Source organism: Streptomyces sp. NPDC057287 (genome assembly GCF_042667905.1).
Taxonomy (GTDB): domain Bacteria; phylum Actinomycetota; class Actinomycetes; order Streptomycetales; family Streptomycetaceae; genus Streptomyces.
On record NZ_JBHUYV010000012.1, the window covers coordinates 50,395 to 68,017 of the forward strand.

17 protein-coding genes are annotated in these 17,623 nt (G+C 72.3%); 7 read left to right on the forward strand and 10 right to left on the reverse strand.

Annotated elements, in window-relative coordinates:
* Positions 1–27: 27 nt before the first annotated feature.
* Positions 28–1,011, reverse strand: coding sequence for a DUF4349 domain-containing protein (locus ACFUNE_RS23130; protein ID WP_383571134.1), 984 nt, complete (start codon positions 1,009–1,011; stop codon positions 28–30).
* 127 nt (positions 1,012–1,138) lie between these two features.
* Between ACFUNE_RS23130 and hemG the strand changes: the two genes are divergently transcribed.
* A complete protein-coding gene (hemG, locus tag ACFUNE_RS23135; protein ID WP_383571137.1) occupies positions 1,139–2,626 on the forward strand; it encodes a protoporphyrinogen oxidase in 1,488 nt (495 codons plus the stop codon).
* Between the two features lie 4 nt (positions 2,627–2,630).
* Entirely contained in the window at positions 2,631–3,344 is a 714-nt protein-coding gene (hemQ, locus tag ACFUNE_RS23140; RefSeq protein ID WP_383571140.1) for a hydrogen peroxide-dependent heme synthase, read from the forward strand.
* A 285-nt stretch (positions 3,345–3,629) separates the two neighbouring features.
* Here hemQ and ACFUNE_RS23145 read toward each other — a convergent pair whose 3' ends face one another.
* The 3 genes from ACFUNE_RS23145 to ACFUNE_RS23155 all read right to left on the reverse strand — a co-directional run bounded on the left by ACFUNE_RS23145 (position 3,630) and on the right by ACFUNE_RS23155 (position 6,867).
* Positions 3,630–4,406, reverse strand: coding sequence for a TIGR04222 domain-containing membrane protein (locus tag ACFUNE_RS23145; protein WP_383571143.1), 777 nt, complete (start codon positions 4,404–4,406; stop codon positions 3,630–3,632).
* Between the two features lie 116 nt (positions 4,407–4,522).
* A complete protein-coding gene (locus ACFUNE_RS23150; protein WP_383571146.1) occupies positions 4,523–5,560 on the reverse strand; it encodes a TIGR04222 domain-containing membrane protein in 1,038 nt (345 codons plus the stop codon).
* Between the two features lie 5 nt (positions 5,561–5,565).
* Entirely contained in the window at positions 5,566–6,867 is a 1,302-nt protein-coding gene (locus tag ACFUNE_RS23155) for a DUF692 domain-containing protein (RefSeq protein ID WP_383571149.1), read from the reverse strand.
* Between the two features lie 448 nt (positions 6,868–7,315).
* On the opposite strand from ACFUNE_RS23155, the gene ACFUNE_RS23160 reads away from it, so the two are divergent.
* On the forward strand, positions 7,316–8,671 hold the full coding sequence (locus tag ACFUNE_RS23160; protein ID WP_383571152.1) for a family 43 glycosylhydrolase: 1,356 nt from the start codon (positions 7,316–7,318) through the stop codon (positions 8,669–8,671).
* 115 nt (positions 8,672–8,786) lie between these two features.
* On the opposite strand, the gene ACFUNE_RS23165 is transcribed toward ACFUNE_RS23160, so the two are convergent.
* The 3 genes from ACFUNE_RS23165 to ACFUNE_RS23175 are packed head-to-tail and all read right to left on the reverse strand — an operon-like array spanning position 8,787 to position 11,218.
* Entirely contained in the window at positions 8,787–9,572 is a 786-nt protein-coding gene (locus tag ACFUNE_RS23165) for an ABC transporter permease (protein ID WP_383571155.1), read from the reverse strand.
* The gene (locus tag ACFUNE_RS23170; protein ID WP_383571158.1) at positions 9,569–10,528 is read right to left on the reverse strand and encodes an ATP-binding cassette domain-containing protein; all 960 of its coding nucleotides are present in this window, start codon (positions 10,526–10,528) and stop codon (positions 9,569–9,571) included. The genes ACFUNE_RS23165 and ACFUNE_RS23170 overlap by 4 nt, the downstream gene beginning before the upstream one ends.
* A 27-nt stretch (positions 10,529–10,555) precedes the next feature.
* Positions 10,556–11,218 (reverse strand): DUF4097 family beta strand repeat-containing protein, encoded by a 663-nt coding sequence (locus tag ACFUNE_RS23175; protein ID WP_383571161.1) that lies wholly within the window; start codon positions 11,216–11,218, stop codon positions 10,556–10,558.
* A 223-nt stretch (positions 11,219–11,441) separates the two neighbouring features.
* Here ACFUNE_RS23175 and ACFUNE_RS23180 point away from each other — a divergent pair, with 223 nt between their 5' ends.
* Positions 11,442–12,224, forward strand: coding sequence for a helix-turn-helix domain-containing protein (locus ACFUNE_RS23180; RefSeq protein WP_383571722.1), 783 nt, complete (start codon positions 11,442–11,444; stop codon positions 12,222–12,224).
* A 42-nt stretch (positions 12,225–12,266) separates the two neighbouring features.
* Here ACFUNE_RS23180 and ACFUNE_RS23185 read toward each other — a convergent pair whose 3' ends face one another.
* Entirely contained in the window at positions 12,267–13,019 is a 753-nt protein-coding gene (locus tag ACFUNE_RS23185; RefSeq protein ID WP_383571725.1) for a DUF4142 domain-containing protein, read from the reverse strand.
* Between the two features lie 206 nt (positions 13,020–13,225).
* Entirely contained in the window at positions 13,226–13,990 is a 765-nt protein-coding gene (locus tag ACFUNE_RS23190) for a peptidyl-tRNA hydrolase (protein WP_383571164.1), read from the reverse strand.
* Positions 13,991–14,064: 74 nt separating this feature from the next.
* Here ACFUNE_RS23190 and ACFUNE_RS23195 point away from each other — a divergent pair, with 74 nt between their 5' ends.
* The 3 genes from ACFUNE_RS23195 to ACFUNE_RS23205 are packed head-to-tail and all read left to right on the forward strand — an operon-like array spanning position 14,065 to position 16,618.
* Positions 14,065–14,742: an AIM24 family protein gene (locus ACFUNE_RS23195; RefSeq protein ID WP_383571167.1), complete on the forward strand. Its 678-nt coding sequence runs from the start codon at positions 14,065–14,067 to the stop codon at positions 14,740–14,742.
* 11 nt (positions 14,743–14,753) lie between these two features.
* A complete protein-coding gene (locus ACFUNE_RS23200) occupies positions 14,754–16,424 on the forward strand; it encodes an ATP-binding cassette domain-containing protein (protein WP_383571170.1) in 1,671 nt (556 codons plus the stop codon).
* 14 nt (positions 16,425–16,438) lie between these two features.
* Positions 16,439–16,618: a hypothetical protein gene (locus ACFUNE_RS23205; protein ID WP_383571173.1), complete on the forward strand. Its 180-nt coding sequence runs from the start codon at positions 16,439–16,441 to the stop codon at positions 16,616–16,618.
* A gap of 21 nt (positions 16,619–16,639) precedes the next feature.
* Here the strand turns inward: ACFUNE_RS23205 and ACFUNE_RS23210 are convergent, their stop codons facing one another.
* Positions 16,640–17,506, reverse strand: a complete 867-nt coding sequence (locus ACFUNE_RS23210; protein WP_383571727.1) for a polysaccharide deacetylase family protein — start codon at positions 17,504–17,506, stop codon at positions 16,640–16,642.
* Between the last annotated feature and the right edge of the window lie 117 nt (positions 17,507–17,623).

The following is a 17,623-nucleotide window of genomic DNA, read 5'->3' on the forward strand; positions in this document are numbered from 1 at the left end:
CCAGGTCAGGGCCCCACGCTACGGCGCCTACGGGGCCGGTGGGGCCTGTGCGGGCTCCTCGGCCTTCTCCGGCGTCGTGGTGCGGCGCCCCGGCAGGCGGCCGCGCAGCAGCCGCCACAGGAGCACCAGCGCGGCCGCGGTGGCCAGGAACGGCGCCGTGGCGCCGATCGCCACGGCGATCCACCGCAGCATCGTCACGAACGCGTCCCAGCCGCCGCGCAGGGCGTCGAGGAAGCCCGTGTCCTCCTCCTCCGGGTCCTTCGCCTCCGCGTCGGGTTCGCTGAGTTCGAGGGTGATGGTCGCCAGCGTCGTGCGGTCCTTCAGCGACGCCTGCTGGGCGAGCAGCGACTCCAGATCGGCCTGGCGGCTGCTCAGTTCACCTTCCAGGGTCACCACGTCGGTGAGCTTCTCGGCCTTGTCCATCAGGTCGCGGACCCGGGCGACGCTCGCCCGCTGGGTGGCGATCCGGCTCTCTACGTCGACGACCTGGCCCGTGACGTCCTTCGCGTTCGACGTGCGGGACAGCAGCTTCCCCGTCCCCGCGAGGTCGCGCAGCACGTCGTCGTACCCGGCCTGGGGCACCCGCAGGACGAGGTGGGAGTAGTCGTGGGTGTCGTCGACCCGTTCCGTGTTCTCCTCGGCGACGAGTCCGCCGGCGCCCTCCGCCGCGCCGCGGGCCGCCGCGACCGCCTTCGGTACGTTCTTCACCTCGACGGAGAGCGTGGCGGTCCGGATGACGTGGACCGCGACCGCGGAGCCCGGCTTCGTCGCCGAGGAGGCGCCGGAGGCGGACTTCTCCGCATCCTTCGCACCGGCCCCCGCAGCCTCGGGGGCGGCGGCCGCCTTGTCGTCAGCCGCCGAGTTCAGCCCCTGGCCCCCGCTGTCCGAGGAGGCGCCGCAGGCGCCGGTGGCCAGAAGCGTGACGAGCAGTCCGGCGGCCGCCAGCGCGCGCGGACCGCGGCGGTGGTGCCGAGTGGGCGGATGACTGTCCGAGTGGCGTCCGTATGGCATAACGCGTCCCCCCAGGGCCGTTGTCGATGGTGCTGGTTCGACGTACGGGCCCCCTGCGCGGGTTGCCTGTCAGCGGTTTCGAACCGGTCACGTTCGGGACTCGGACCGGGTTTGAGAGAGTGGACCCATGCAGCGTCCTCTTCAGCGCGACACCACACGTACGGGCCACACCGTCGTCATCGGCGGTGGCATCGCCGGACTCGCCGCCGCCCACCGGCTGCTGGCCTCGGGGCTCCGGGTCACCGTCCTGGAGGCGACCGGGAGGCCCGGGGGCAAGCTGATGACCGGCGAGATCGCGGGCACGCGGGTCGACCTCGGTGCCGAGTCGATGCTCGCGCGGCGGCCCGAAGGGGTCGAGCTGGCGACCGCGGTGGGGCTGGAGGACCGGCTCCAGCCGCCGGCCACCGCCACCGCGTCGGTCTGGACCCGCGACGCCCTGCGCCCCATGCCCAAGGGTCACGTGATGGGCGTGCCGGGCGACCCCTCGGCGCTCAGCGGGGTCCTCTCGCCCGAGGGCCTGGCCAGGATCGCCGAGGAGCGCGACCTCACCCCGACCGCGGTCGGCGACGACGTCGCGGTCGGCTCGTACGTCGCGGACCGGCTCGGCCGCGAGGTCGTCGACCGGCTCGTGGAACCGCTGCTCGGCGGGGTGTACGCGGGCGACGCCTACCGGATCTCGATGCGCGCGGCCGTGCCCCAGCTCTTCGAAGCCGTGAAGGAGGGCGGGCCGCTCCTCGACGGGGTGCTCCGGATCCAGGAGAGGGCCGCCGCCCGACAGCGGACCGGACCGGTCTTCCAGGGCATCGAGGGGGGTATCGGCACCCTGCCGGGCGCCGTCGCCGACGCCGTACGCGAGGGAGGCGGCGAGATCCTCCTGGAGACGCCGGTGCTCGGCCTGACGCGGACCGCGGACGGCTGGGACGTGCGCACCGACAGCCGGGTGATCTCCGCCGACGCCGTCGTCCTGGCCACCCCCGCATGGTCGGCCTCCACCCTGCTCGCCGCCGAGTGCCCGGCCGCCTCGGTCGAGCTCGCCGCCGTCGAGTACGCCTCGATGGCCCTGGTCACCATGGCCTTCCGGCGCTCCGACACCGAGGGGACCGAGGCACTCCGGGGGCGGTCCGGGTTCCTCGTGCCGCCCGTCGACGGTCGGACGATCAAGGCCGCCACCTTCTCCAGCAACAAGTGGCAGTGGGTCGCCGACGCCGCCCCCGACCTCTTCGTGCTGCGCACCTCCGTCGGCCGCTACGGCGAGGAGGAGCACCTGCACCGCGAGGACTCCGAGCTCGTCGCCGCGTCCCTGGGCGATCTCGCCTCCGCGGCCGGGCTCACGGCCCGGCCCGTGGACACCGAGGTCACCCGGTGGATCGGCGGGCTGCCCCAGTACCCCGTGGGCCACCTCACCAGGGTCGCCCGGATCCGCGACCAGGTCGCCAAGCTGCCCGGCCTGCGGGTGTGCGGGGCGGTGTACGACGGCGTCGGGATCCCCGCCTGCGTGGCCAGCGCACACCGGGCCGCGGACGAGATCGCCCGTGACCTCACGGGTGCGGGCGCGGGGGAGATCGACAACACGCCGACCCGGGTTCGGGGCACGGGGAGCGAGGCGGGACAATAGCCGTATGAGTGCGCCAGAAAAGCTTCCGAACGCAGGCAAGAAGGCCAAGGACCTCAACGAGGTCATCCGCTACACCCTGTGGTCCGTCTTCAGGCTGAAGGATGTCCTGCCCGTCGACCGCGCCGGCTACGCCGACGAGGTCCAGGAGCTGTTCGACCAGCTCGGGGCGAAGGACATCACGGTCCGCGGCACCTACGACGTGTCCGGTCTGCGGGCCGACGCCGATCTGATGATCTGGTGGCACGCGGAGACCTCCGACGAGCTCCAGGAGGCGTACAACCTCTTCCGGCGCACGAAGCTGGGCCGCGCACTCGAGCCGGTCTGGTCGAACATGGCGCTGCACCGCCCGGCCGAGTTCAACAAGTCCCACGTGCCGGCCTTCCTGGCCGACGAGACGCCGCGCGACTACATCAGCGTGTACCCCTTCGTGCGCAGCTACGACTGGTACCTGCTGCCCGACGAGGACCGCCGCCGTATGCTCGCGGACCACGGCAAGATGGCCCGTGGCTACCCGGACGTGCGTGCCAACACCGTCGCCTCCTTCTCGCTGGGCGACTACGAGTGGCTCCTCGCCTTCGAGGCCGACGAGCTGTACCGCATCGTCGACCTCATGCGTCACCTGCGGGCGTCCGAGGCGCGGATGCACGTGCGGGAAGAGGTCCCGTTCTACACGGGGCGCAGGAAGGCAGTCGCAGACTTGGTGGCCGGACTCGCATAGCCAGCGTTTCCGGTCATCCCGACCCGGAAGATCAGTGGGCGGGCAACGGCGCGTGTGACGCCGCCCGTCGTTCCAGCGACACCGGGTCCGGTGCCGGGTACACATCGGCCGCATGCCGGCGAACTGTCGTGGCCCGCGGGGGAGTCAGCCATTCCTCTCCGCGGACCGCCGCCTCTCGCCGGCTCCGGCCGATGTGTCCCGGGCCGAACAACTGGACAGCACACCACGAGGGCCGCCCCCGTCGCCGGGGGCGGCCCTCGTGGTGTGCTGCGCCGGCTCGCCGGGTCAGACCCCGGTCCGGGCTCCGCTCAGCAGGGCCGCTCTCAGGTCCGGGTCCTCCAGGGCCCGCACGCCCCGTACCGCCACCGCCGCCAGGAGATCGCGGTCCGCCCCGCGCACCGGGGCCGGCAGCGAGTCCAGCCAGTGCTGTCCGGTCGGTGAGGCCCACGGACTGTACGGATGGTTCTCCACCCGCGCGATGGCCAGGCAGCCCAGCGTCAGGACGAGCGGCAGCCCGAACCAGGCCGCCACCGGGCCCGCGTAGCCCGTCTGCTGACCTGGAATCAGCATCGCGGCGGCCGCCAGGGCCACCACCAGCACCGCCGCGCCCCGCACGGAGCGCACCGCCGAGTCCAGGCTCGTCCGGGTCCCGTGCGGTACGGCGAGCCCCGCCGCGACGAGCCGGTCGGCGAGGGAGCGCACGGCGTCGGCCGCCGCCGCGGCGGCACGTATGGGAGCTATCCGGGACTGCCCCTCAGGGCCGATCGCGCGGATCACCGTGCGCTCGACGTCGTCCCGCCCTTCCGGGTCGACGACCGTCGCCCAGCCGGTGTGGGCGAGCAGCAGCCGGCGCCGCAGATGCATGGAGACCAGGGCCAGGTCCGCGACCCGCTGGGGTCCGCCGGCCAGGAACGCCGTCTCGTACAGATTCAGTTCGGGGGAGACGGCCGGCCGCGCGGCGGCGGGCGGCCGCTGCGCCGCGCCCGCCGTGACGAGGCACAGCCGGATGCAGGAGACGGCGGCCGCGCCCCACGCGACCAGAAGAAGCATGACCCAGAGCATGGCCGAGTTCTATGCGAGAAAGGCAAGGAAGCGCCATGCCGTGTTCACGATACGGACGAATCTCGGTCACACACGGTCATGGGTGGCTGAATCGTGCCCTGTCTGGCGTCGTACGTTCATGAGCTGCTGCCGCAACTGGACCCGCCCCCGCCTCCGCCCCCGCAGCTCGACCCACTGCTGCAACTGGAGCCGCCGCCACTGCCGCAGCTCGACCCGCTGCTGCCGCAGCTCGATCCCGAGCTGCACGTGGAACCCGACCCCGAATGGCCGCCCCCGCCGGTGGAGCCTCCGCAGCTCCCGCCACCGGGGCCCGCTGCGGCGCACCACACCACCGGCACGAACGCGGTGGCCGCGGCGGGCGAGGCGGTGGACGCAGTGACCGACGGGCGACGCCCCGAGGGCCGTTGCCGGGCGGCCGCCGCCAACTGCCCCTGCAGTTCCGGGTCGGGGAGCGCCCCCAGACCCTGGGTGGCCACCAGATGGCCCGGATCGGTCACGTGGGCGCTGGCCAGCCGATAGCTGTCGGCGGCCCTGCGTCCCTCCTTGGTGAGCCGCGCCCTGGCCGCCGCCGCGGTGCCCAGGCCGACCACGGACCCGGCCACGATCGCGGGCAGGACCTTGAGGACGAAGGGGAACGGAATGTCCGCGTACCCCTCCTGCAGGGCGTACTGGGCGATGGTCAGCGCGATGCCGACCGGGAATCCCACGATGCATCCGATGCCCAGGACCAGCCCCCAGATGCGGCGGGCCCGGCTCTCGCCGGGCGCGACGAGCAGCCCACGGGCGGCCAGGCCGTCGCCGATCTCCTGCACCGCCGGATGCCGCATCACGGACTCCCGCAGCGTGTGCAGGGCGCCGTTCGGAGCGGCGGACAGCTCCTGGAGGACCACGCGTTCCACGGCGTCACGGGGCTCCGCCCGCAGGACCACGACGATGCCGGGGCCACCGATGCTCAGTTGCCCGTCCGCGTGCATGCGGGCGAGGGCGGCGTCCACGACCCTGGCCGGGCCGCCGCTGAGGAACGCCTCCTCGGAGAGGTCGTGGACGTACGCGGCGGTGCCGCTGCCGCGCAGGCCGGCACGGCGTGTCGCGACGACCAGCAGCGTGCAGGAGACGGCGACCGCCAAGGTCAGCAGCAGAGCAAGAATGTTCATCGCGATCACTTTCCGAGAAGAGCGGTACGGGCGGCGTGGACCAGACGGGTCCCTCGGCGCGGGGGGCGAGGGGCGGCGCGCTCCTGCCACCAGTGGGTCAGCCTCCGCCGGGCCGCGTCGTCGGCCGGGCGGCCCTCGATGAGCAGCTGCTCGGCGAAGCCGAGCGCGTCGCGGCGGTAACCGGCGGACATCGGCCGGTTCCTGGCGTACGCGAGGAAGGCCCTCCGGTAGCCGTCCCCCAGGATCTCGGGGAGCTCCGGTGCGACCTTGGCGACGACATCCGCCCGCTTGGCGGCCAGGGCGCGGCTCTGCACCCCCAGCCGGCGGTGGTCGAAGCCGTCCGGCGCGGGCGTGCCGGCCACGAGCGAGGAGAGCAGCGCGGTCTGCGCCACGGCCGTCCGGTCGCGGGCTCCGGCGGCGGAGGCGCCAGGCCCGTCGGGCAGGGCGGGCCGGGCGGACTGCCTGCGGCCCGTCCGCGGAGACGTCGCCGCCGCTGCCAGCGTGTCGCGTATCGCGGTCAGTTCGCCGGCCAACTCCCCGGCCGGAGGGAAGTCGTCGTCACGCTCCAGCAGGACCCCGGGCGGGTCGACGCGGGAGCGGAGCTCGCTCAGCACGTCCAGGACGGGGCGCGTCACGGGGTGGGCGTGCGTGTCGTGCCAGACGCCGTCCTTCTCGACCCCTCCCGCCACATGGACGTAGGCGATGGCCTCCACCGGCAGTTCGTCGAGCGCGGCCGCGGGGTCCTCGCCGCGGTTGACGTGATTGGTGTGCAGATTGGCCACGTCGATCAGCAGACGTACGCCGGTGCGTTCGACCAGCTCCGCGAGGAACTGTCCCTCCGTCAGCTCCTCGCCGGGCCAGGAGATCAGCGCGGCGATGTTCTCCAGGGCCAGTGGGACGGGCAGCGAGTCCTGTGCGATCCGCACGTTCTCGCACAGGACGCCCAGCGCGTCCCAGGTCCGGGGGACAGGAAGCAGGTGGCCCGCCTCCAGCACCGGAGTGGCGGTGAGCGGCCCTCCGGCACGTACGAACGCGATGTGTTCGGTCACCAGGGGCGCGCCCAGGAGCCCGGCCCGCGCGGCCAGTCCGGCGAGGCGGCCGGGATCCGGGCGGTCGGCCCCGCCCAGGCCCAGCGAGACCCCGTGCGGGACGACCGTGACCCCGCGCTCCCGGAGCCGCACCAGGGAATCGGGGAGATGGTCCGTGCAGAGGTTCTCCGCGACCGCTTCGACCCAGTCGATTCCCGGCAGTGCCTCGACGGCGTCCGCGATCTCCGGCCGCCATCCGATGCCGATTCCCAGCTTCATGGTGTCCCCTCCCCGTTCTGTGCAGGTGTCATGGCCCCGCCGGATGCCGGCGAACCCGAAAGGGGTGACGTTCAGAGCTGGATTTGAGGTTTCCGGAGGCGCGGAAAATACCCGGATATTCGATCGTGATGCTTCAGACGTCCCGGTCGGAAAGCCGCAGACCTGCGGAAACGTGGAACGGCCCGGACAGGTCGACGAGCCGGACGGTCCGGATTAAATACAGGCTCTGTTGACGGAGATCAACAAGCGTTCGCATGCTGATCGGCATGTCATCCGAGGAGCGCCCCGCAGCACGTTCCGGGCGAGTGGGGACACTCCCGCACCCGAATCGCCGGGCAGCAAAGAGGTGTTCCGACGGATCGGACGGCCTCTCCGGCGGGGCGCCCGAGGCAGGGCCACGGATCTCGGGCCCCGGCCCCCTCGGCCTCGATGAAGGAGAACACGACTGATGACCAGCTCCGAGAACACGCGGCGCCTCGGCCGACGGTCCCTGCTGGCCCGCGCCGCAGGCGCAGGTGCGGCGGCGGCGCTGCCCGTGGCCGTCGTACCGGCGGCACAGGCCTCGGCCGCCCCCGCGCAGAAGCGTTCCGCTCAGGCGGCGCCGAAGCGGCGGCACCCGTCGAACTGGCCCGACCCCGAGCCGTACGGCCGCGCGGACACCCGGCCGGACCTGTGGCCCCGCGAGGACAACTCCTTCGTCCTCCCACTGGAGCTGCGCCCGCGCGACAAGGAGCGCGGCGTGGTGTGGATGCGGGACACCTACGTCAACTGCTTCGTCGTGGACGGCCGCCCGCTGTACGTCGCCACGGGCACCACCCGGGTGCCCGGACTCGAAGCGGCCGGTCCGTGGAACGACGGCATCTTCGTCTGGGTGGCCCGGTCCCTCGAAGGGCCGTGGAAGCTGGCCGACACGACCGGGATCCGGCCCGGCGCGGAGAAGGGCAAGGTCTGGTCGCCCGAGTTCACCGACGAGAACCGGCCCGGGAGGACGGTCGTCGCCCCGTGGCAGGAGTACTGGCACGACGAGCAGTTCGGCAAGCGCGGCCAGGCGTGGGCCCCGGAGCTGCACCGCTTCCGCGACAGGTGGTACATCGTCGCGTGCATGGGGGACCACTCCGCGAAAGTGGGATCGTTCATGCTCGTGAGCGAGGGCGGGGTCGAGGGCCCGTACCGGCTCGTCGAGGGCAATCTGGAGAAGCCCTTCGGCGAGTCGTTCATCGGGGGACCGGGCTTCATCAAGCCCGGTGCCTACCACCACATCGACGGCAGCCTCTACACCGAGGGCCGCGACGCCTGGCTCGTGCTGCACAACAACCTGTACGCGAAGTTCCGGGACGACATGGAGGACATCGTCCCGGCGACTGGTCTCCCCGCGTTCCGGCAGACCCCCTACGCGCCCGAGCCGTACCTCGAAGGCGCGTACGTGTTCAAGTACGGGGGGAAGTACTTCCTCCTCCACGCAGCCTGGGACCGGACGTCGGTCGACGCCGACGGCACGCCGCGCCAGGCCTACGACCCGGCGGGAACCGGCCGTGTGCAGTACCAGTACGACGCGGTCGCCGCCGTCTCGGACACCTTCGAGGGCCCGTACTCCGAGCGCTGGACCGTCGGTGTCGGCGCCGGCCACAACAACTTCTTCGAGGACTCCCACGGCGGTCTGTGGGCGACGTTCTTCCGCAACCCGAACTTCGGCCACTGGTCCAACCCCTCGCGTCTCGCCGATGCTGCCGTGCCCGGTGTCGTGCGGGTGGAATGGACCGGCCCGAAGGGGAACCGCCTGTACGTCCGGCGCCGGGACCACTGAGCCCACCGGGCCGTAGCGGTGTCCGGGGACGCCGACGGGGCGGCGTCCCCGACGTGTCGGAGGATGCCGCCCCGGGTGGGACGAGGTGCGGGAGCGGCCCGCGAGCTCATGCCGGTTACTTCGGGTCGTCGCTGAACCTGGACGTCGACCAGTAGTAGCCGAGTCCGGTGAGGACGAGGGACCAGGCGAGGGCGAGCCAGCCGTTGTGGCCGATCTCGGTGCCGAGGAGGAGGCCGCGGAGGGTTTCGATGGCGGGGGTGAAGGGCTGGTACTCGGCGATCGGCTGGAACCAGCCCGGCATCGCGTCGACCGGGGTGAACGCGCTGGAGATGAGCGGCAGCAGGATCAGCGGCATCGCGCTGTTGCCGGCCGCCTCCGCGTTCGGGCTGGCCATCCCCATGCCGACCGCGATCCAGGTGAGGGCCAGGGCGAACAGGGCGAGCAGTCCGAGGGCGGCGAGCCATTCCAGGACGGTGGCGTCCACGGAGCGGAAGCCGATGGCCACGCCGACGGCGCCGACGAGGGCCACGCTGGCGACGGACTGCAGGACGCTGCCGACGACGTGCCCGATCAGCACGGACCCGCGGTGGATGGCCATGGTCCGGAAGCGGGCGATGATGCCCTCGGACATGTCGGTGGCGACGGACACCGCGGCGCCGATGACGGTGCTGCCGATGGTCATCAGCAGGATGCCCGGGAGGATGTAGGCGATGTAGTCGGACCGGTCCGTGCCTCCGATGCCGGCGCTCATCACGTCGCCGAAGATGTAGACGAAGAGCAGCAGGAGCATGACTGGGGTGAGCAGCAGGTTCAGGGTCATCGACGGGTAGCGCCGGGCGTGCAGGAGGTTGCGGCGCAGCATGGTCCTGGAGTCGCGTACGGCGAGGGTCAGGGTGCTCATCGTGCGGTCTCCTCGGAGTGGTTGTCCTGGGCGGGGACGGTGGCGGTGAGGGCGAAGAACACGTCGTCGAGGTCGGGGGTGTGGACGGTCAGTTCGTCGGCCTCGATGCCGGCGGTGTCGAGGCGGTCGAGGATGGAGCGCAGTTCGCGCTGGCTGCCGTCGCTGGGGATCTGCAGGGTCAGGGACTCGTCGTCGTGGGTGACTTGGCCCAGGGAGGTGGTCGCGGAGCGGTAGGCGGCGGGGTCGGTGAAGCGGAGGCGGACGTGTCCGCCGGGGATGAGCCGCTTGAGTTCGTCGGCGCTGCCCTCGGCGGCGATGCGCCCGTCGTGGAGCACGGCGATGTGGTCGGCGAGTTCGTCGGCCTCCTCCAGGTACTGCGTGGTGAGGAAGACGGTGACGCCGTCGGTGACGAGCTCGCGGATGATGCCCCACATGGTGTGACGGGCGCGGGGGTCCAGGCCCGTGGTCGGCTCGTCGAGGAAGATGATCCGCGGACCGCCCACCAGCGTCATCGCGATGTCGAGGCGGCGCTTCATCCCGCCCGAGTAGCTCGCGGCCGGCTTCTTCGCCGCGTCCACCAGGTCGAAACGCTCCAGGAGTTCGGCGGTCACCCGCCTGCCCTCGGCCCTGGACAGGTGGTGCAGGTCCGCCATGAGGAGCATGTTCTCCTCACCCGTGATCAGCCCGTCCACGGCCGAGAACTGACCCGTCACACCGATCATCGCCCGCACCGCGTGCGGCTCGGCGACGAGATCGTGACCGCCGACGCGCAGGTCGCCGGCGTCGGCGCCGATGAGGGTGGAGAGGATCTTGACGGCGGTGGTCTTCCCGGCGCCGTTCGGGCCGAGCAGGGAGAAGACGGTTCCTTCGGGGACGGCCAGGTCGATGCCGTCGAGCACGGTCTTGTCGCCGTAGGACTTGCGCAGCCCGTTCGCCGCGATGGCCAAGCTGGTCATGAGGGGTGCTCCTTCCGGTGCTGCGGGTCAGAGGCTGCGGGCGGTGATGTCGCCCTGGGCAGTGGTCGCGTGGATGTCGAGGGCGGTGGTGCCGTCGTTCCTGAGGCTGTTGCTGACCCGGCCGTAGGTGGTGCCGGCGTCCAGAGCGGCGGAGACGCCGGTGGCGGCGGTGACCGAGATGTCGCCCTGCTGGGTGGTGAGGACGACCTTGCCGCGGACCGCCTCGGCGATCCGGATGTCACCCCTCGTGGTGCTGATCTCCGCGGGTCCGTTGAGCCGGCCGACCTCGACGTCGCCGTCGATCGCGGTGAGGCGGACGCTCGCGGCCTCGTCGATCTTGATCCGGTGGTACGCGCCGTCGAAGGCGATGTCGCCGAGGCGGCCGACGGCCCGGAACTCGGTACTGGCAGCCTTCGCCTCGATCCGGGAACCGGCGGGGAGTTGCACCGTCACCTCGATGGACCCGGAAGGGCCGAGGTACTCGTTCTTCACCGGGACCTCGATCCGCAGGATCCCGTCGGCGTATCCGGCCGTGGTCTGCTCCGCCGCCTCCACGTCGCGGCTCTTCGAGGCGTTGGTGGGCCGGACCTCGACCACGGTGTCCGTGCGGTCGGCGGCGATGATCTGGACGCGTCCTGCGGGGATGTCCAGAACGGCGGCGATCGGGGCGGGGGTCTCGAACTTCTGCATCGTGCTCTCCTTGCGGCTCGTTGTTTCGAACACTGGAAAAGCTACGTTGCGTTCATTGGTCCGGCAACACGCTTGTTGTCCAAAACCCGTATCAGGGCAGGTGGTTGCAGTTATTTCGTTGCGCCACTCCTGAAGAGAATGCAACGTGGGTCATGATGAATGTTGCAATGAGTTGAACGTGAACGCTATTCTCGGGGCATCGGACCACACGAAGGAGGGCGCGATGCCGGGAGGCAGGCTCACCCAGAAGGACCGCCAGCAGATCGCACTGGGGCTGGCCGACGACCTTCCCTACGCGGAGATCGCCCGACGCCTGGAGCGCCCGACCTCGACGATCACCCGTGAGGTGATGCGCAACGGCGGTCCCAGCGGCTACCGCGCGGACCTGGCGCACCGCGCCACCGAACGCCGCGTCCAGCGGCGCAAGCCCGCCGCGCCCCGCGGGGCGGAACCGGCCGCGCTGCCGCACGGGCGCGATCCCGTGGCCCTGGCCGAGTACGAGGAGCAGTTCACCGCCGTCATGATGCAGTCGGGCCTGTCCAACAAGATGATGGCGCGGGTGATGGTCTGCCTCCTCACCACCGACTCCGGCAGCATGACCGCCGCTGAACTCGTGCAGCGCCTTCAGGTCAGCCCGGCGTCCGTCTCCAAGGCGATCGCCTTCCTGGAGGGTCAGGCCCTCGTCCGCAGGGAACGCGACGAGCGCCGCCGTGAGCGCTACGTCATAGACGAGAACCTCTGGTACCAGTCGATGGCCGCCAGCGTCCGCGCCCTCACGCAGCAGGTCGAGGTGTCACGGCAGGGCGTCGGCGTCCTCGGGGCCGGCACTCCGGCCGCCGTCCGCCTGGAGAACGTGGCCCGCTTCCTCGACTTCGTCGCCGAGAGCCTCGCCCGCGCCGCGGAACAGGCCCGCGACATCCTCTACCCGAATCCCGGGACGGCTCCTGAGGGCCCCGATGGGCCCGGCCCGGACGCCGTCGACGGGCGGGGTCCGGACCTTGGATAGGCGGCCGCAGCGGCCTGATCCGGCCCCATGGCGCCGCACGGCTCACGGCTGAGGCAGAGGAGCCATCGTCGGTGGCACCGGGCGGGAGGTGAACGACTGGTCGCCGCTCGGGGTCACCGGCACCGGCACCTGCGGGACGCCGCCCCCCGACGGTGCGGGCGGCCCCGAGGGGCTGGCCGTCGAAGCGCCGGCCGCATCACGCGCCAGGCCGTCGAAGTCCACGAAGCCGGTGCGCTCCAGCATGGTGATGTGGTCGAGCACCGTCTGGTTGGCGTCCGAAGCCAGCTGCCGGATCAGCGAGTTGCGGGTGGTGTGCCGCACCTGCGCGATCAGTGCGAACACCTTGCCGTGCGCGGCGCGCAGGAGGTTGGCGAACTTCTGCTCGTACTCCTGGCCACTGGCCGCCGTGAGCTCCCTGAGCCAGCCCTGCTGCTGCTCGGACGGCTGGTTCGGGAGCTCCACGCCCAGCTTGGCGGCCACGTCGCGGGCCCGCCGGTCCAGGTCCGTGTGGCCGACCACCAGATGGTCCCCGGCGAGCTTCACCCCCTCGCTGGGCGCGCGCTCGATGGCCTGTTGCCCTGCGGGCAGCTCCCACAGCCCGGCGAGGCGCACCTTGACCAGGAAGTCCCGGTCGGTCGCGGAGAGCGGGCCCCACTGGGTGGCCACGCTGGACGCGTTCAGATTGGCCTCGCCGGTGCCGGAGCGGTCGGCGTACGACCACACGGGAAAGGCGAGGGCGCCGAGCGTGGCGACCAGCGCGGCGATGATGAGGGCCGTTCCGTTGATGCGTCGCAGCAAGATGTCTCCAGGGCCGGTACGTGACAGCGTCGAATCAACCGCCAACTGAAACGTGGTTCAACCTACTTGGCGGTAATGCCGGTGCGGCAGTACGGGGAGATACGTATGTCGGCGCAGGGATGTTCAACCGGCGGCGTGTCGTGTTCCGCGCCCACCCGCCGCGCCCGGGTGGCGAGGGCACGCCCGATGCGGGAGCAGCCGGGTCAGCGGCGCAGCGCAGGGTGGTCGGCGACCACCGTGCAGGACCCCGGCGCGACCTCGGTGAACCCGGCGTCACGCACCACCGGCAGCCCGCTCGCGACGAGCTCGCGCCAGCGGGCGGCGTCCGGGGTGGCGACGGAGAGCGGGAAGCCGGCCTCGCGCCACGCCTTGCGCTCCGTGTCCGACAGCTCCCACCAGGCGAGCTGGGCGCCGTGCCCGGCCTGAGCCATCGCCTTGCCCGCCGACATGGCGACGTCCGGATTCATCCAGAGCACCGGCCCGGAGGGATCGGGAGCGGCCGGGGCCTCGGGGTCGTCCAGATCCGTGCCCGACACCTGGAGCTTGGCCAGCTCCTTGGGCCAGCCGTCCAGGGGCACCGGCGGGAACACCCGCACCTCGGCGTGCGCACCCGTGACCGTGATCCCGGGCAGCGTGGAGGCCTTGCGCCACTCCGCGCCGCGCGCCCGGCGCACCACCTTCCGGATGCGGGCGTCCTGCCAGTCGCGCACCGCCCGGGCCCACTCGCCCTCGGTCCCGTCCTCCTCCTCGCCGAGCGAGCGGGGGTCCGAGAGGATCGTGAGCACCGCGCGGGCGGCGGTCACCAGGGCGTCGTTACGCGCCGGGGGGTCCGTCTTCTCAAGGTGCACCACCAGCGGGAGGACGAACTGCGGGGCTTCGTCACGGACCGTCGGTTCCGTACGGAACGGGCTGTCGGCGGGGGTCTCCGGCGATGCGGGAAGGGGCTCGGGAATGCTGTCGCTGCTCACGCGCACAAGTCTGCCAGGCTCCTCCGACAACCCGTTCTTGGCGGAACCAAGGGCTCCGGGTGAGGATGCACGGCATGAAGAGCGACCTCTTTTCCAGTGAGCACATGGCGCAGCAGGCCACCGCCCCCGGCATGACCCTGCAGAACGCGAAATCCATCAAGTACGCCGTCAACGGTGAGATGCACGCGCGCCAGGGATCGATGATCGCCTTCCGCGGCAACCTCCAGTTCGAGCGCAAGGGCCAGGGCATAGGCGGCATGCTCAAGCGCGCGGTCACCGGCGAAGGGCTGGCCCTGATGGCGGTCACCGGCCAGGGCGAGGCCTGGTTCGCCCACGAGGCGGCCAACTGTTTCATCGTGGAGATGGAGCAGGGCGACGTCCTGACGATCAACGGCCGCAACGTCCTCTGCTTCGACGCGAGCCTCTCCTACGAGATCAAGACCGTGAAGGGTGCCGGAATGACCGGCGGCGGCCTCTTCAACAGCGTCTTCAGCGGATACGGGAAGCTCGGCCTGGTCTGCGACGGCCACCCCATTGTGATCCCGGTGACCGCGCAGCAGCCGGTGTACGTCGACACGGACGCGGTCGTCGGCTGGAGCGCCCAGCTCTCCACCTCCCTGCACCGCTCGCAGAGCTTCGGCTCGATGGTGCGCGGCGGCTCCGGCGAAGCGGTCCAGCTGATGCTCCAGGGCGAGGGGTTCGTGATCGTACGCCCCAGTGAGCTCAAGCCGGAGAAGCCGTCGGCCCATTGATGCTCCGAGGAGTGGGCCGCCGGTACGGCCTGCGCGGTCCCTGGGTGCTGCGCGGGCTCGGCCTGGACCTGCCCGCGCACACCGTGGTCCGGATCGAGGGAGCCAACGGGGCCGGCAAGTCGACCCTGCTGCGCCTGCTCGCCGGAATCGACGCGCCGACCGAGGGGCGCGTCACCGGGCGTCCGCGCGCGGCGTACGTCCCCGAGCGCTTCCCCGCGGCGTTGCCCTTCACCGCTGCCGGGTACCTCGTCCACATGGGCCGCGTCCACGGCCTACCCACCGCAGAGGCCACCGCTCGGGCCCACATGTGGCTGGCCCGGTTCGGGGCCGCCGAGCACGCCGCCACACCCCTCGACGAGCTCTCCAAGGGCACCGGTCAGAAGGTCGCCGTCTCCCAGGCGCTCCTGGCCGGGCCGGAGCTCCTCGTCCTCGACGAGGCGTGGACCGGACTGGACGCCATGGCCCGCGGCGAGCTGGACCGGGCCGTGGCCGAGCGGGTCGCCGACGGTGGCACGGTCGTGTTCGTCGACCACGATCCGCGACGGCTCGCGGGATCGGTCCGTGCCGCGTACCGCCTGGAGGGCCGCACGCTCCTTCCGGCGACCGCACCGCCCGCCGACCCGGGTCCGCGTGTCCGGATCGAGGCCACGTGCGGTCCTCCCGCCGTCCTTCCCCCTGGGCTGCCGGGCACACCGGAGGTGGAACGGGACGCCGGGGACCCGGCCGCGATCCGGCTCACGACCACCGCGGCACACTCGGACCCGTTGCTCCGCGCCCTGATCACGGCCCGCCCGCCGTGGCACATCACCGGGCTCTCCCGCCTACCGGCGCCGGTCGACCCCTCCGCGCCCGGCACGGCACCGCCCCGAGACGTGCCCGACGCGGCACCGCACCGAGCCGCCGTGGGCCCGGTGCCCGGCCGGGCACCCGTCCCCGTGGCGGAGGGCACGCCCGCTCCCGGCCCGGAGAGCGTGCCCGGCCGGGCTCGTACGGCTGTCGCGCCGGCCCGTGGCACGGCCGCGGTGACGCGCTATCAGGCCGCCCTGCTGGCACGCTCGCAACGCTGGCTCGCCCCCGTGCTCCTGTACGCCGCCGTCCTCGGCATCGGCGTACGGGCGGGACAGCCCCTGCTCGACTCGCTCGGATACGCCGCCGCGGCCCTCCTCCCCGTGGCCGCCTGGGTCACGCGGCTCTGCGTGACCCAGGAGCCGCGGGCCGCCCGGGCCGTCACCGCCGCCGCCGTCGGACCGTCGCGCGCCCACCTGGCCTCCCTGCTCACGGGCCTGGTCTGCGCGCTCGCCCTGGGCGGCGCGGGGGCCGTGATCGTGCTGCTGATCAGCGAACCGGTCAGCACCGACCGCACCGTAGCCGTCCCGCTCCTGCCCGCCGCACTGGCGGGTGCGCTCGCTGCCGCGAGCTGCGCCCTGCTGGGAACGGCGGTCGGAGCACTCTGCGCCCGGCCGGTCGTGCACCGCCGCGGCTGGTCGCTCGCCGCGACCCTGCTCGGCTCGCTGCTCGCCCTCGTGGCCGACGGTTCACCGGCCGAGGCCGCGGTGACGGGCCTGGTCTCCGGTTCGCTGACCGGTGCGGTCCGGGTGCCGCTCCTGCCGCTGGCGGGCGCCGTAGCCGTCGCCGCGGCGGCCGCCGCACTGACGTCCCGCCTCGCGGCACTGCGCGAGTGAGTACGCTCGTCCTCATGGACGACGCGTACTGCGGGACACCCGAGCCGGCCCCCGCCCCGGTGGACACGGGGCCGCCGTACGCCGAGTGCGTGCTGTGTCGGAAGCCGACCGAACATCCGGAGTCGACGAAGGGCAGCACCCTCTGCCCGGTCTGCGCCTGGCAGGAAGCGGGACGCACCGCCTGCTCCGGCTGACGCCCGTGCGGCAGGCCGTGCTCAGCCGCGCATCAGCTCGGAGACCTTGACGAAGCGGTAGCCGCGCTCGCGCAGCTCCGGCACGATCCGGCGTACGGCGTCGTCGGTGACGGGCGCCGCGCTGCTGGTGCAGTGCATGACCACCAGCGATCCCGGCCTCACCCCGTCCAGCACCTGCTCGGCCACCGCGTCCGCGTCCGTGGCGAAGGCGTCACCGCTGACCACGTCCCACTGGACCGCGGTCACCCCGGTCGGGCCCAGCGCCTTCAGTGCCACGTCGTCGTAGCAGCCGCCGGGGAAGCGGAAGTACGGCACGACATGGCGCGCCCCCGTCTTCCGGATCGCGGCGAAGGCCCGCTCGACGTCGTCCCGCATGTCCGGCGTCGCGACGGTCGGCAGTCCGTAGCAGGGGGAGGAGAAGGCGTAGTGGCTGAACGAGTGGTTGGCGATCTCGAACAGCGGGTCGGTGCCGATCGAGCGGGCCTGGGACGGGTACTCCTGCGCCCACCTGCCGGTCATGAAGACCGTCGAGGGGACCTCCAGGCGGCGCAGGGACGCGATCAGGGCGGGGTTGTCGAAGTGCTCGCCGGAGGCGGCGCGGGGACCCTGATCCGCGGTCATGTCCGCGTCGAAGGTGAGCGCCACGACCTTGTCGGACCCGCCCGCCGTGTGACGGGGGCCGGAGCCGTCCGCCCGGCGTTCGAAGACCGGTGTGAGACCGCTGGGTCCCCGGGCGGGCACGGGCGGCCCGCTCCCGGGAGCCGGCGAAGGGGAAGCGGTCCCCTTCGCCGGCTCCCGGGAGGCCGTCGCCGCGGCGGTCCTGGCGCGGGTGCCCTCGGTTCCGGCGCAACCGGCGAGCACCCCGCTCAAAACAGTCAGCACGATCATCGTACGAACGGATTTGATCACTGAAGGACGCTAGCTGATGGTTCTTCAGATGATGTGCACGGCGCTCCGGCCGTCCGGTGGCCGGAGCGCCTGATCACCCGCCCGACCGCACCGCGG

Coding starts and splice junctions, on each gene's coding strand:
- ACFUNE_RS23130 (WP_383571134.1), bottom strand. CDS start 1,011: ATGCCATACGGACGCCACTCGGACAGTCATCCGCCCACTCGGCACCAC.
- hemG (WP_383571137.1), top strand. CDS start 1,139: ATGCAGCGTCCTCTTCAGCGCGACACCACACGTACGGGCCACACCGTC.
- hemQ (WP_383571140.1), top strand. CDS start 2,631: ATGAGTGCGCCAGAAAAGCTTCCGAACGCAGGCAAGAAGGCCAAGGAC.
- ACFUNE_RS23145 (WP_383571143.1), bottom strand. CDS start 4,406: ATGCTCTGGGTCATGCTTCTTCTGGTCGCGTGGGGCGCGGCCGCCGTC.
- ACFUNE_RS23150 (WP_383571146.1), bottom strand. CDS start 5,560: ATGAACATTCTTGCTCTGCTGCTGACCTTGGCGGTCGCCGTCTCCTGC.
- ACFUNE_RS23155 (WP_383571149.1), bottom strand. CDS start 6,867: ATGAAGCTGGGAATCGGCATCGGATGGCGGCCGGAGATCGCGGACGCC.
- ACFUNE_RS23160 (WP_383571152.1), top strand. CDS start 7,316: ATGACCAGCTCCGAGAACACGCGGCGCCTCGGCCGACGGTCCCTGCTG.
- ACFUNE_RS23165 (WP_383571155.1), bottom strand. CDS start 9,572: ATGAGCACCCTGACCCTCGCCGTACGCGACTCCAGGACCATGCTGCGC.
- ACFUNE_RS23170 (WP_383571158.1), bottom strand. CDS start 10,528: ATGACCAGCTTGGCCATCGCGGCGAACGGGCTGCGCAAGTCCTACGGC.
- ACFUNE_RS23175 (WP_383571161.1), bottom strand. CDS start 11,218: ATGCAGAAGTTCGAGACCCCCGCCCCGATCGCCGCCGTTCTGGACATC.
- ACFUNE_RS23180 (WP_383571722.1), top strand. CDS start 11,442: ATGCCGGGAGGCAGGCTCACCCAGAAGGACCGCCAGCAGATCGCACTG.
- ACFUNE_RS23195 (WP_383571167.1), top strand. CDS start 14,065: ATGAAGAGCGACCTCTTTTCCAGTGAGCACATGGCGCAGCAGGCCACC.
- ACFUNE_RS23205 (WP_383571173.1), top strand. CDS start 16,439: ATGGACGACGCGTACTGCGGGACACCCGAGCCGGCCCCCGCCCCGGTG.
- ACFUNE_RS23210 (WP_383571727.1), bottom strand. CDS start 17,506: ATGATCGTGCTGACTGTTTTGAGCGGGGTGCTCGCCGGTTGCGCCGGA.